The sequence below is a fragment of the Microbacterium sp. cf332 genome, assembly GCF_900102175.1.
Classification (GTDB): Bacteria; Actinomycetota; Actinomycetes; order Actinomycetales; family Microbacteriaceae; genus Microbacterium.
The window spans coordinates 58848-72554 of record NZ_FNKN01000004.1; the positions used below are offsets into that span (position 1 = coordinate 58848).

Sequence of the window (13707 nt, forward strand, 5' to 3'; positions counted from 1 at the left end):
CGTACTTCTATGCACATCGGTTGCTGGTCGACCATGCTAGATCAAAGAGCTCCACGCCGGACGTACCCATCGCACCCCCGAGGGAGATCACGAAATGAAGTTCTCAAGACGTTCATTCCTCGCGCTCACTGGCGCGACGCTGACCACAGACATCCAGCACCCCCTGTCCATCCGTCCGTCTGTCGGCAGCATCTCTGTGACCTCGACTTCCGCTCGATCGAGCAACAGACTGCAAACGCTGCTCAACGAAGCTGGCGAGTCGGCGATTATCGAGGGCGACTGGGAGCTCGATTCGACCGTCCTCCTGCCTCATAGCTTGCGCAGCCTTGAGATCGCAGCCGGCGCACGGGTAGCAGCCCGAGGAAACCATCCCGTCTTCGCGAGACGCGGCCAGATCGACGTTGTCGGAACCGTCTCTCGGCTCGCGGCGGGCGCCACGCGGTTCGCACCTCCATCAGCCGGCCTCAAGACTGGCGATTACATCTTGCTGGCCGGCTTGGACACGATCCCCAACTCGTCGGACAAGTACGGCTATCTGCGCCGCGTCGTCAGTAGCTCCTCCACTGAGGTCGTCATCGATCGAGCGCTACCCCGCACCATCGCAAATAGCCCCCGCTGCGGTCGAGTTTCTCTGGCTCCCCCGATACGAATCTTTGGCAAGGGCAAGGTGTTCAACACCGAACCGTCTCAGGCAACCAACACCCTCATAGAGTTCTTGGCCGTCGACTCGGTGGTCGTGACCGGCATCGAAGTACTCAACAACGGCGGCCCAGGGATTACCCTCAGCCATTGTTGGGGCGGAGACGTCTCCGCTTTCGTTCACGATCTCCTCGACGACGGCAAGACACACTTCGGGTACGGCGTCAACATCGCTGGCTCGACGCGCGACGCTCGGGTGGGCGGATCAGCAGCTCGCGTCCGACACGCCGTCACGACGAGCCCAGGCCCCTCCATCACGGGGTTCGGGAACGCTGGCGAACCCGAGACGTGCACTTTCGAACCCACTGCGTGGGACTGCACCGATAAAGCCATTGACACTCATCGCGCTGGCTGGGGCATCACCATCGTCCCGCATGTCAAGGGTGGTCGAGGAGGGGTACAGGTCCGCGCGGACAACACGAAGGTCGTCGGCGGCACTGTCGTCGGGACAGTCGGGCCAGGCGTGGCTGTGGCTGAGATGGTCGCCGTGCCACCGACGATCGACGGAGTCGCGATCAGCGACCTCTGGCCGTCGGGAAATGGGATCTTGGCCCTCTCGCCCGTCGTCATGAAGAACGTCAGCATTCGGGACTGCGCGTGGGTCAATATCATCCTCCAGTCGAACAGCACCGTGTCCGGGGGGTCCATCAGCGCCGGCCACCCGACCGGAGTCGAGTTCCGTGGGAGCAACAACACGGTGACAGGGATCGCGCTCGGCGACTCGGTCACAACGCCATACGTCGAAGCATCGGGAGCAACGAACAACATCTTCGAAGCGTCAGGTACAAAACCCTCACTGCTTCCCGCTCCTGAATCGACGGCGCTCCCGACCATTTCAGGCACACTCGCTGTCAAAAGTGAGTTGACTGCGTCCACAGGGTCGTGGTCCCGCACGGGGTTCAAGTACACCTGGACCTGGCGGCGGGACAATGAGCCGATCGCCGGGGCAGTGCAGCGAACGTACCCGCGCTACGTCATCGCGACGGCCGATCAAGGCCACCGTCTGACTGTGGAGGTCACGGCGAAGCGGGTTGGCTACACCGATGGCCGCGCCGTTTCCTTGCCGACTGCCACGGTTGGCGCCACTGGGAAACTCACGGCAACTACAGCGCCAGTGCTCTCTGGAACGGCTCAGGCAGGAAAATTTCTCTACATCTCGAAAGGAACCTGGGAACCGTATCCGTCCACGATCTCATTTCAGTGGCTCGCAGACGGAACGGCGATCGCGGGCGCGACCGCCGCGAGCTATCAAGTTCGATCCGCGGACAACGGCAAGTCCATCACCGCTCGGGTGACCGCTGAGCGTGACGGCTATGCAGGGGGCTCCTACCAACCCGACGCGATACTGGTCGGCGGAGCAACGTTGAAGCCCAGTTCGAATCCGGCAATTACCGGCACCTCGCAAGTCGGGAAGTTTTTATACGTGAGCCGTGGAGAATGGACACCGTATCCCTCCTCTCTGTCATTCCAATGGACGGTTGACGGAGCGGCAATCGGCGGCGCGACAAGCACCAGCTATCAGATCCGAGCGAGCGATTCGGGCAAAGCGGTCGGCGTGACAGTGACTGCCAAGCGCGCCGGGTATGCCGATGGCGTGTTTCGTCCCACCGCTGTGAGGATCGGAGCGACAGCGTTAGTTCCGACCACCCGTCCGACACTCACCGGGACACCCGCAGTCGGGAAGTTCCTCTACGCCTCTCGGGGGGAGCGGACTCCGTACACAAATGCCATCACCTTCCAATGGACGGTGGCGGGCGCTGCGGTCTCGGGCGCCACCTCGGCCAGCTACCAGATCAAAGCCTCTGACTCGGGAAAGCCGATCACGGTCGTAGTGACGGCGTCGCGCAGCGGATACCAGAACGGGATCTACCGTCCGCCCACCGTCACGCCCTGATGGTCGATTACGAACAGGGGCTGAACGCAGCTTTCACAAAGGCGGCTGTCTGATAGACGTATTGGTACGCCCAGTCCCAAAGCGTCAGGTCCTGATCGACTCCTATGACGGCGACATCGCCGTCATAGCAGCGCTCGAGAATGTAGCGGGCACGCGCGACGTGCGGCTTGAACGTCACGACAACCACTTGGTGCTCGAGCGCCTCTGGATTCTGGAAGTCGCGAAGCATGGCTGCTTCTCCGTCGGTCGTGAACGGGTCCGGAGTCCTGCATTCGAAGTCGGAGTATCCGCAGGGCGCGTACTCCGCTGCTGATTGGCGACCGGTCGGCGACACCGAGATGAGAGCCCGAGACACCTCGTGGCGGCCGAGGAGGTCTCGCGCAACATCAATGCGCTGCCACGTAGGAGGACCAAGAACGAACACGGTATCGGCATCCCTGATCTCGTCATCAATAGGAAACACGTACAGCGGGAGCCCAGCGAGGCTTGCGGCGACGGAAACCGCGACGACGACCAAGACGGTCCGGCGAAGCCTCTCGGCAAGCGACTTCTTCACGCCTCCCCCTTCTGCCGACCAGCGCGTCTCCGACAGCTAGAGTAGTGCGCGCGCTGTGACCGGCCGCCCCAGCATTGGACGCCGGCGCCTGCGATACTTAGCGTTGGAGCGCCGCCAGGGTAGTGTGGGGCTCACTTCGCCCCCGGACCGCCGCGGCTCCGACTCAGTTGATCTGGAGAGAATTCATTGAGCGTTCCCGGTGCACCGCCCGCCAAGGCATTCGATGCCAGCCAGCCACGTGAGACGCCGGTCGCCGATTCGCTGCGAGGGCGCCGCCTTCTTTTGGTTGCCTCCACCGGCGGACACCTCGCCCAGCTCGACAAGATCGCGCAGTTGCTCGCTTTCGACCCTTCGTCGACCTGGGTGACGTTCGAGAAGCCCCAGAGCACATCGATGCTCGAAAACCGGGATCACCGTTTCATCCCCTACATCGCTCCGCGCGACTTCAAGTCCGTGGCTCAACACTGGCCATGGTTTCGTCGGCTGATCCGCGAGGTCCGACCCGAGGCCGTCGTGAGCACAGGAGCAGCAATTGCTCTCGCCTCTCATCTGCCCGCCCTCGCCGCCCGCGTGCCGTCGTACTACATCGAGAGCGTCTCGCGCTTCGACGGCCCGTCTCTGACGGGGCGCATCATGTCGCGTCTGCCAGTACGTCGTCTCACACAGCACGACGAGTGGTCGTCCAGGCGCTGGCCCTACGAGATCTCGGTCATGGACGCGTACGGCGCGGAGCCCAACGAGCCGAGCGGACCACTCAAAAAGGTGTTTGTCACTCTGGGCACGATCTTCCCCTACCGCTTCGATGCGCTTGTAGATGCAGTCGTCGCAGCGGTTCCTCACGACGTCGAGATTGTGTGGCAGCTCGGCGCCACCGAGCGCACAGATCTCCCAGGGCGTGTGGAGACCGAGATTCGAGCATCCGAGTTCGAACGTCTGAGCTCAGAGGCAGACTTGGTCATCACCCACGCCGGAGTCGGAACCATCATGCAGCTACTCGACCTCGGTGCGCCGACTCTCGCCGTGCCCCGCAGGCAAGCCCGCAACGAGCACGTCGATGACCATCAAGAGCAGATCTGCGGAGAACTCCTTCGACGTGGCCTGGCGACCGTATCCGAAGCGCCGAATATTGACTTGAGTGTGATGGAACGCGCGAGGCAGTTGACGCCCAATCGCGCGCCACTCGGGAGCCCGAGCTGATGTCGGCCGTATTCGTAAGTTGGATTGCGCATCACGGCCGTAGCGCCGCAATCGCAGTCGAGGTCGGCGCCGAACAGCACTTTTTGACGGGCGGGAACGGCCCCGCGCCTCTCAGGTACGCCCGGGCGGCATTGGAGACACGACGGCTGCTGCGGCGCAACATCGACCGTCCAGCATCCGCTCTGGTCATGCTTCCGCCAACGCCGGCGTTGCTCTCAGCCGTATTGAGCCGCCGAGACCTCCCGGTTGCTGGAGATCTGCACAGCGGCGTCTTCAACGATCCGAAATGGAGCTGGGCGCTCAACCTCACGCTACGAATTCTGAAGCGACGCGGCGTCGCGATTGTCACCAATGAATCCCTGGCACGTAGGTGCAGGCAGCACGGCGTTGAGACCATCGTGCTCCACGACATGATCGAGAACTTCGACGGCCCCTTGCCGGAGGCCCCGCTGGGGCTTGAGGCCCAGCGCTACGTCCTGTTTCCGGTCACGTACGCGCCGGACGAGCCTATCGACGCCATTCTCGCTGCCGCCGCCGCGAGCCCCGATGTGGCGTTCGTGCTGACTGGTCGGGCGCCAGAGCAGCTCAAGTCCTCAGCCCCATCGAATGTGGTCTTCCCCGGCTTCGTCTCGCAAGCGGAGTTCCTCGCGCTTCTGAGGAACGCCGGCGCGGTCGCGGCGCTCACGACTCGAGAAGACACGATGCAACGAGCAGGCTACGAGGCGTTGTCTGCAGGCGTGCCGCTCATCGCGAGCTCCACTCGAGTGCTCCGCGAATACTTCGAAGACACGGCTGTCTACACTGACGCAACCGCCGACGGCCTGCACACAGCGGTCACCGAGGCCTTCCGGGAGAGGGCCCGCCGGGTTGAGCAAGTGAGCCAGCTGAAAGCCCGGCGACAGATTGAACAGGCAGCCGCCCTGGAGAAGCTTCGCGATTGGATGGCCCGGTGACACGGATCGACGTCGGCCGAGTCCTGACCGAAGACCGACGACCGGTGACGAGCACCCTCGCCGTCGTCAGCCTTTGCTTGTGGGGCGCGCTCAGTCTCGCACTGTCCTTCGTCGTCTCTTCGGACGTGGGTGTGCTGGTCCTGCTCGCCGGAACCTTCCTCACCACCCTGTTCCTTCTCGGCGGCGATGACGCAGTCGGCCTCGCGTTCATGCTCTTCGCCATGTCGGCTATTCAACGCGCGGTGTTCTCGCTCACCGGAGTCGGCGCGGCCCTCTACCTCGATGACGCGGTGCTGGTCACGATGGCGTTGATGACCGTCTATCGGCTCTTCCGGTCAGGAAGACAAGCGCGGTGGCTGATCGTTGGCGGGGTTCTCACGGTCGTCGCGGTCGGGCTTGGTTTCGCACGCGCAACAGGTACAGACATCGGCATCTATCAGGCACGGCAGGTGCTCGTACCCGCCATCCTGGTTCTGTTCGGCTCGACGCTCACTCGCGACGAACTGCTGAGGCTGAAACCCATCGTTGTCACCTTCGGTGTGATCGCCGCGCTCTACGCCTTGCTCGAACAGCTCGACTTCCGCCCCCTTGACCCGAGCACGTATGGCGGCTTCCAATCCACGGGCGAGATGACGACCTACGGACGAGAGTTCCCAGGGTTCTACTACTACTACTACGACGGCACCAACTACTTCGTGCGTTCGGGAGGATTCCTCCTCAACCCCCCGAGCCTCGGTATGTATATCGCTGCAGCCCTGGGATGGCTATGGTACGGGCGCGATCACGCCGCACCTAAACTCGGCGCGGTCTTCATCAGTGTCCTCCTGATTGCGGGCACCGTGGTGACAATGGCACGCGGCGGATTCGTGATCCTGGCGGTTCTCTTGCTCCAGCCATGGATCTTGCGGAAGGCGGGCAAGCTGGGCTTCTTGGTGGTCGGTGGAGCTCTGGCCGCCGTCGCCTTCTCTCAGTTCGTCACCGCGGGCAACAGCGCGAAGCACTCTGACGGAGCACTGTACGGCTTCACCTATTCGCTAACCAATCCGCTCGGCGGAGGCTTCGGCACGGCGGGCAACGCGGTTCACACACTCACCGAGGAAGTCGGCGAAGCTGGGGAGTCGTTGACCACCGTCTTCCTGACAGCGTGCGGCTGGATAGCGCTGGCCCTCGTACTAGCCCTGCTGTATCGAGGGCTCGCTCGTCGGGGAGGCATACCCGGCGCTGCGCTGACCGCTGCTCTCGTGGTGGCCGTTTTCTCCGAGACGGCTGCGGGGCTGGATGCCGCTGCATTTATCTGGGTGTTGGGCGGCGCGGCCCTGGGTCGGATGGGGATGCCACACCAAACAAGCGGCCAAGCTCCGACCTCCGCGCACGAATCAGTTCGCGGGTGAGAACGCTCGCCTGGGCATTCATGGAGAGGCTCCTGCCGCGAGTCGCCTCTGCAGTTGTGATGCTTATCTTCGCAGCGGTAACGAGCCCCTCCGTTGTCGGTTCTTATGCCTGGATGGTCATTGCGCTCACCGGGGTCCAAGCAGTCTTTGACGCAGCGGTTCGGCAGGTCGCCGTAGGCGCGATTCGTGACCACGCGGGCATTCGATTTCTTCGTCGGTATAGCGTCGTCTTCGCGACGTCGGGCCCAGTTCTTCTCCTCCTGGCGCTACTCGCAGTCTCGGCGTCAGCAACCAATCCACACCACGTTTTCTGGCCGCTTGCGCCTATCGTGCTCACCCCGACATGTATCGCTGTCGCGACAACAGCACTGGCCCGGATGCAGGCCGATGGGCGATGGCGAGCGATCGCCCTGATCCAGACGGTTGCCGTTACGACGTCCCTGGCCATCACTCTTCCGCTTGTCATAACGACGCAGAGCGCGCTTGGTCCTGCTTTGCAGGCATTGATCGTCGAGGCGCTCAACGCGTCGATGCTCATCATCGTCGCGCGCCGAGTGATCGTCTCACCAGCGGAAGTCGGTGAAGGGGTCAGTCCGCGTCGCGAGTTCTTCGCCGCCGCCTGGTACTCCGGGCTTGGATGGGCGCAGTCACAGGCCGACCGGATGCTGGTTGGCGCGCTGGGCGGGCAACGTGTGCTCGGCCTGTACTCGTTCAGCTGGTCATTGTCACGAAACGTTGGCGACGCCCTGTCTTACGCGTCTGTCAACGTCCTGCGGCCTCAGCTCCTCCGTGGCGATGAAATCGACGACGAACGCGCCCACCAGGTTTTTCATACTTCGCTGAAAAAGGTCTGCCTGCTGCTTGCTGCCGTCACAGTCGCGACCTTCCTTGGGGCGACATGGATTCTTCCGCTCATCCTGGACGAGCGATGGGAGCCCGTCTTCACAGCTGTACCCGTCATGAGTCTCAGCTCGTTCGCTCTCGTTACCGCGTGGAGCTTGACACCTATGCTGGTGCGCGCGGGCCGGTTGCGCACGGCGCTGGTCGCGAAAGTCATCGGCGTTCTACTCGCGATCCCTGTTGGCATAGTAGCCGCGTTCGATCTCACGGCTGCAGCTTGGGTCGCGCTGGCACGAGAGATCATTGTCACCGCGTGCCTCGCCTTCGCCGCGAGAAGGACGGTACACGCGCGAGCGTATCTCGCACCCGCAAGCGCAACGCTTGGCTTCGGTCTCCTGATCGCCGCTTACCAATACATCTCATGACGTACGAAAGGCCGTTCTGTGGTCGACATCTCCGTGGTCATTCCCTGCTACAACGGGGCAACGACACTCGGACGCCAGCTTGATGCACTGCTGACGCAAGTCTCACGCTATTCGTTCGAGATTCTCATCTCCGACAACCGGTCTACCGACACAAGCGCCGCGGTGATCCGCTCGTACGCCGATCACGACTCACGAATTCGATACGTCGGCGCCTTCGGCAGTCAAGGCATTAACCATGCGCGCAACGCCGGCGTTCGCGAATCCTCAGGAAAATGGCTGCTTTTATGTGACACGGATGATGTCGTCGAGGAAGGGTGGATCGAGGCCTACGGCAACGCCTTTTCGCGCGGCGCGGAACTCCTCGGGGGCCCGCTCACCCATGTCATCGGAGGCAAGACCGCATACGAGCAGAATCGTTTCATAGACTCACCGTGGATCTATCAGTGGCCGTACGGTGCGAACTGCGGTTTCACTCGGGTTGCCTACGATCGAGTTCACGGATTCGACGAGTCCTACCGCGGCGGCGGGGATGAGACCGACTTCTTCTGGCGCGCACAGATCGCGGGGATGAAACTCGAATGGGTACCTGCGGCTCGCATCGCATACTACTCCCGTGATTCTGCCCACGATACGTTTCGCCAGAAATATGCGTACGGGCTTTCAGAGGTCAAGTTGTTCCTGAAATTCCGCGAGTTCGGCATGCGCAGGCAATCCTTCACCCGCGCTCCGATCGCAGCCATGGCAGCCGCCGCGCTCTACGTGCTCCGGCCGAGCACGAGACGATTGCAAGCGGGGCGTCTCGGTCGAAACCTTGGTCGCATCGTGGGCTCATTCCGAGCCGGTGTCGTCTATTTTTAAGGGTCGGCTAGTTCGACGCCGATCGCTCCCTGACTGCGGACTCAGCCGCGCTTGGCGAGAGCGATCGCTTCATCGAAATTTTTGACGAAAGTCAGCGGCGCGTCGGTGTCTTGGAGCCACGCCTGAGCATAAGCAGAAAGCTTGCCCGTGGCGTTATCAATAGCTATGACGCGGCGCCCAACCTGCAACGCGATCAACATTGCGTGGAGCCGGTCGGTTATCACCACCTCGCCCGGAGCGATCATATTGACCCCGCGGGCGAAACGCCTTTCTGCGCGACCGAACCAGGCGTCGACAGACCTGCGGAGAAAGGCCTTCATGGGCGGCACCTGTTTGGTCCGCCAACCGAGCCACCACAGAACGCGCAAATCGAGCGGATCTGCTGGCCAATCTCGCGAGTTTGCGACCGACATACGGACAGCCGACTCCTTGTCCGCGCGCGCCAAGATCACAAACGGCTGCGATGGCTCGGGCGCGGGAATCCTCCCCAAATGATGAACGGCATCGGGCGCGAGGATCGGCTCGATCAGACCAGCTACGGCGGCCGCAGACGGCTCATCCCTGACAGCGAGGCGAAGATTCGGGCGTGCGGCCATGCGGCGCGCAAACTCATCGCGAGCAGCTGAATCTACGAAGTGGATCGACTGAGGTTCTTGGATCAGGAGCTGCGACGGGTCAAGCCGCTCCGCCAGAGAGTAGCGATGCTCACCGATGCCACCATAAAGGCCACCGAGGCTACCGCCGCCGTTCAGAACGACGGGGTAGGGAGAGTCATACACACGGGGTGCGAGCAAGGGGGCACTGTAGGCCGCACGCACACGAATGCCCGCGCTTCGCCAGTACGCACGTTGTCCAAGCGCGATAGCTGAGTCGCCAACATTGGAGTAATCGGGGAAGTCAGTGAAGACGACGTCCTCCACCCCTTGGTGCAGCAGCTCGAAGCGTTCGGAAGCTCTGGACTGCATAGTTTCGATGTAAGACACAGAGCTCCTCGCGCTGTCGGAACGGCCACCCCATCGTCGCATAGACGTCGGCCCGCTCCGACAACCATGCGCAACCCCGGGGGCGCCGACGGGTCACTGAAGACATCGACCTCGTCGCGGTGGAACGACACAGCAGCCCTCAGCCACTGCTATTCGAGGTACTCGAAGCGCTCGACGGGTTGACCGGCGACGCCCACGTCACCTTCGTCATGACCACCAACCGGGTCGAGGTGCTTGAGCCCGCTCTCGCCGAGCGGCTTGGACGCGTCGACCTCGCCGTCGAGATCCCCCGGCCTGCGCGAACGCGAGCAGTTGCTGCGACGCTATGCCGGCGATCTGCCCTTCTCCGACGAGGCGATCGCCAGGACGGCGACAGCCATCGACGGTGTGACGGGTTCGTTCGCGAAGGAGCTCGTCCAACGCGCGGTGTTGGCGGACACCATCACCGACGAGCCGGTTTCCGACGCCCACCTGACGCACGTGCTCGACGAGATCGTGCAGTCGCGGCAGCAGCTCACCCGGCGGATGCTGGGCGCCCGCGAGACCGCGGATGTGAACGGTTCCGGCGTCTTGAAAGCCTGACCGCCCAGCATCCGACCGCGCTCCCATCCACACGCGAAGATCATCCGCTCGGGGGACGCGCCGGCATCGCCCCTCTTCGTACGCTCAGAAGCGTTCCATAGAGGGGGAGAAGAGCATGAGCGAGACGAACGAGCGCGACCAGACGTCGTCCGCCGTCTGGTACTTCGTCGGCGCGACCTTCATCCTGACGGTGCCGAACCTGATGTTTCACGACCTCGCGTGGTGGGCGCGCATCGGCTTCATGCTTCTCGGATTCGGGGTCATGATCGCCGGCTTCGCGCAGTGGCGACGCGAGCTCACGCAGAACCGGCGGAGCACCGATCCCCAGGAACCGGATGGCGGCGACGGGCCCGAGTCCTCGCCGCGCGCCTCGGAGTGACGGCAGCGACGAACCTCCCCCATCGCCGGCCTGTTCTCGTACGCGTCGGGCGTCGACTCCTCCCCTGACGGCGATCGCCTCTGCCATCTCACAGGCGTATATGTGTTTGAGTCCAATGTCCGAGGTGGCTGCGAGAATACGAACATGACAGCGAACGGCGACCGGCGTGTAGGACGTCACGGTAGCCGCCGCGACGCACCCGATGCGGGCTCGTTCGCGACGTACAGCACCGTCCTCGACCGCGTCGTAGATGCCGACAAGCTGCTGCACGATGCTCAGATCACGATGACCCGCGCCCTCGCTGACGCTGGTCGCGCGGCACTCGAGCGAACGCTCGCAGGCGACTCCCGTCCGCGAGGGATGGGTTCCGACATGGAGATGCGGTCGGTCGCCGCGGAGATCGCGGGAGTGCGCCGCACCCACGACCGACGCGCCCAGACCGAGATCGATCACGCGCTGACGATCGTCGATGACTATCCGGCGGTCTTCGCCGCGTGGGAGCACCAGCGCATCACACGCGAACACGTCGACGCCGTCGTCCGCGCGGGCTGCGCGATCGAGCCCGACCTGCGCGCCGACTACGAGCAGGCGGCGATCACGATCTGCGAGCGCGACATCGCGTCGCGCGTTCGCGAGCCGCTCCGCAATCTCGCGGCGCACATGGGATCCGCGACCTTCACCGAGCGGCACCGTGCTGCGGCCGCGAAACGGGGCGTGTGGGTCATGCACGGAAACGACGGCATGTCCGAGCTCTCCGCCACCGTGCCGACCGTTGTCGCTGCCGGTATCCACGACCGCCTCACCGCGATGGCACAGTCCGTGAAGGATGCACGCTGCACGCCCATCGTCACGGACGCGGTGTCGGACGCGGGAGCCGGATCGGATGCCGACCTCCGCGGGGTCACGAACGACCGCGAGGTACCGACTGCTGACGTGCGCACGATGGACCAGTTGCGCGCCGACATCCTCGGCGACCTCCTCCTCGGCGGAGCACCCGTCGTCGATCCCTCCGTCGGCAGCGACGGGGCGGGTCCCCTCGGAGCGATCCGCGCACACGTGCAGGTCGCCGTCACGGCCGACACTCTTCGCGGAGTCGACGAAGCGCCCGCCGAGGCGGTCGGCGCCGCACTGATCGACGCCGACACCGCCCGCCACCTCGCCGGCCGCGCCAAGGTGTGGAGCCGCCTGTTCATCGACCCCGTGACGCGCACCCCGGTCGAGGTCGACACCTACCGCCCCACCACCGCGATGTCGCGGCTGCTACGAGCGCGCGACCAGCATTGTCGGTTTCCGGGATGCCGCCGCCCGGCGGTCAGGTGCGAGCTAGACCACACCATCGACCATGCGCTCGGTGGGCACACCCACATCTTCAACCTCGCCCACCTTTGCCAGCGACACCATTCGATGAAGCAGTTCACGGCGTGGAAGGTCAGACAGGTCGGCGGGGGCGTGATCGAGTGGACCTCCCCACTGGGCAGGATCTATCGAGAAGACGTCCCCGTTCCCACCGTCTGCTTCGTGCCCGAGGCGTCGGCTGCGCCCCCGCCCGATCCGACCGACGCCCCACCCGACGAGCAACCGCCGTTCTGACCCCCCGCCGATGCGACGCGGGGTAGCGACACCGCACGCTCCGCCGCCCGGGGTCGTGGATCACCGGCGCGGGCACAGGATCCGAACGACGACACGCAGGGCCGCAGCACCGCAGTGCGTCAGCGCGCAGTCGCGACCGGCAGCCTGCGCGCCATACCGGGAGGGAGCATGAGAGCAGCAGGATGGAAGAGCCCGTCGACCGCACGCGGCGCGATGAGGCGATCGACGAGCGCGAGGCGCTCCGTGGGAATCGGCAATCGACTGCGGAGCATCGCAATGCCGATGAGGGCGATGAATCCCGAGAGCAGCTTGTCAATCACCGACGTGAGCAGGTTCGCCGAGAACGCGGCGAACACGACCGGCAGGCCCAACCCCTCGATCGACGAGGTGACGCCATCCGAGCCGTGTCCGGAGTACCCGCCGAACATCAGCAACCCGAGCGGGGTTCCGACGAGCGAGCAGGCGACGGCGACCAGCAGGGTCAGATTCACATAGCGGAACAGGTCTGCACCCATCCCCCACCGCCGGATGCCGTACGCCCAGACCACGGCACCCGCCACATTCACGAGAGCGAACGGGGCCGCTCCCGGGCTGCCGATGACGAAACCGAACACGTTCGTCGCCAGACCCACGAGGATGCCCGGGGCCGGACCGAACACCATGGCCGCCACCGCGGTACCGGCCATATCGAGGTAGATCGGCAGGTGCAGCGCCTGCACCAGAGCCATCCCGGCGAAGTTCACTGCGACGCACGCGACCAGGATCAGCGCCGCGACATCGCGCCGCAGCGCCGGCCGCGCCGCCGGCAACGGGGCGGCCGCGCGAGACGCGCGGCGAGCAGGCGCGGGCGCAGGAAGTGCCGAACTCGATCGAGGCACCAGATCGCGCGTGCGACGCGTCCGCTGGTAACGAGCGACCCACCGTTCGGCCTCGTCTTCGTCTCCGCCCAGCGCGATCACGATGTCGCGGAGCAGGGCCACGTCGATCCGCGCTCTGCCCGGCCGGAACGCGTCGTAAACCGTCGTGCGAGGAGGCTGCGCCGCCGCAGCGCTCATCCCCCGGTCGACGCGCTGCGCCGTGATCCGACGGACGAGCTCGGCATACGAGACCGGCCCCGCGGCATCCTTCAACGCCACCAGGTCGCGCGCGATGGCATCGAGCGTTTCGGCCGGCGCTGCGGGCGCGCGGTCATCCGCACTGTCGTTCTCGTGCACCGGCTCCCCCAGGACTGACGGCTGTATGGCTGCGGCCGCATATACCCGGGATGCGGGTCAGAAGCGGCGCTCAACTCTAGCGAGAGCCGGCGCCGCCCTGTTCGGGATTGTTCGCGAACGTTCGTCGGAAGACGAATACGCGGGAT

12 protein-coding genes and 1 pseudogene are annotated in these 13707 nt (G+C 64.4%); 10 read left to right on the forward strand and 3 right to left on the reverse strand.

What is annotated here, in order from left to right; all coding sequences use genetic code 11:
• The first annotated feature begins 94 nt into the window (after window positions 1-94).
• The gene (locus tag BLT21_RS15580) at window positions 95-2593 is read left to right on the forward strand and encodes a hypothetical protein (RefSeq protein ID WP_143025002.1); all 2499 of its coding nucleotides are present in this window, start codon (window positions 95-97) and stop codon (window positions 2591-2593) included.
• Window positions 2594-2600: 7 nt separating this feature from the next.
• Here BLT21_RS15580 and BLT21_RS14895 read toward each other — a convergent pair whose 3' ends face one another.
• Entirely contained in the window at window positions 2601-3149 is a 549-nt protein-coding gene (locus tag BLT21_RS14895) for a YdcF family protein (protein ID WP_091503675.1), read from the reverse strand.
• Between the two features lie 186 nt (window positions 3150-3335).
• Between BLT21_RS14895 and BLT21_RS14900 the strand changes: the two genes are divergently transcribed.
• The 5 genes from BLT21_RS14900 to BLT21_RS14920 are packed head-to-tail and all read left to right on the forward strand — an operon-like array spanning window position 3336 to window position 8813.
• The gene (locus tag BLT21_RS14900; protein WP_143025003.1) at window positions 3336-4346 is read left to right on the forward strand and encodes a glycosyltransferase; all 1011 of its coding nucleotides are present in this window, start codon (window positions 3336-3338) and stop codon (window positions 4344-4346) included.
• On the forward strand, window positions 4346-5299 hold the full coding sequence (locus tag BLT21_RS14905; protein WP_091503681.1) for a glycosyltransferase: 954 nt from the start codon (window positions 4346-4348) through the stop codon (window positions 5297-5299). Before BLT21_RS14900 ends, BLT21_RS14905 begins: the two co-directional genes overlap by 1 nt.
• 44 nt (window positions 5300-5343) lie before the next feature.
• The gene (locus tag BLT21_RS14910) at window positions 5344-6690 is read left to right on the forward strand and encodes a hypothetical protein (protein WP_176786943.1); all 1347 of its coding nucleotides are present in this window, start codon (window positions 5344-5346) and stop codon (window positions 6688-6690) included.
• A gap of 59 nt (window positions 6691-6749) precedes the next feature.
• Window positions 6750-7955: an oligosaccharide flippase family protein gene (locus BLT21_RS14915; protein ID WP_176786944.1), complete on the forward strand. Its 1206-nt coding sequence runs from the start codon at window positions 6750-6752 to the stop codon at window positions 7953-7955.
• Window positions 7956-7973: 18 nt separating this feature from the next.
• Entirely contained in the window at window positions 7974-8813 is an 840-nt protein-coding gene (locus BLT21_RS14920) for a glycosyltransferase family 2 protein (protein WP_091503689.1), read from the forward strand.
• A 41-nt stretch (window positions 8814-8854) separates the two neighbouring features.
• Here the strand turns inward: BLT21_RS14920 and BLT21_RS14925 are convergent, their stop codons facing one another.
• Window positions 8855-9796 carry a polysaccharide pyruvyl transferase family protein gene (locus BLT21_RS14925; RefSeq protein ID WP_176786945.1) on the reverse strand — a complete coding sequence of 314 codons (942 nt, stop codon included), beginning with the start codon at window positions 9794-9796 and terminating at the stop codon, window positions 8855-8857.
• A 119-nt stretch (window positions 9797-9915) separates the two neighbouring features.
• Between BLT21_RS14925 and BLT21_RS15920 the strand changes: the two are divergent.
• The 4 genes and pseudogenes from BLT21_RS15920 to BLT21_RS14940 form a co-directional block, all read left to right on the forward strand.
• Window positions 9916-10026: pseudogene (locus tag BLT21_RS15920) on the forward strand (hypothetical protein); the annotation flags it as partial.
• A 28-nt stretch (window positions 10027-10054) separates the two neighbouring features.
• Window positions 10055-10378 carry a hypothetical protein gene (locus BLT21_RS14930; RefSeq protein WP_091503694.1) on the forward strand — a complete coding sequence of 108 codons (324 nt, stop codon included), beginning with the start codon at window positions 10055-10057 and terminating at the stop codon, window positions 10376-10378.
• A gap of 115 nt (window positions 10379-10493) precedes the next feature.
• The gene (locus BLT21_RS14935; RefSeq protein ID WP_091503696.1) at window positions 10494-10757 is read left to right on the forward strand and encodes a hypothetical protein; all 264 of its coding nucleotides are present in this window, start codon (window positions 10494-10496) and stop codon (window positions 10755-10757) included.
• 144 nt (window positions 10758-10901) lie between these two features.
• Window positions 10902-12347, forward strand: coding sequence for an HNH endonuclease signature motif containing protein (locus tag BLT21_RS14940; protein WP_256336108.1), 1446 nt, complete (start codon window positions 10902-10904; stop codon window positions 12345-12347).
• 119 nt (window positions 12348-12466) lie between these two features.
• On the opposite strand, the gene BLT21_RS14945 is transcribed toward BLT21_RS14940, so the two are convergent.
• Window positions 12467-13561: an ECF transporter S component gene (locus BLT21_RS14945; RefSeq protein ID WP_091503699.1), complete on the reverse strand. Its 1095-nt coding sequence runs from the start codon at window positions 13559-13561 to the stop codon at window positions 12467-12469.
• Window positions 13562-13707: the final 146 nt, after the last annotated feature.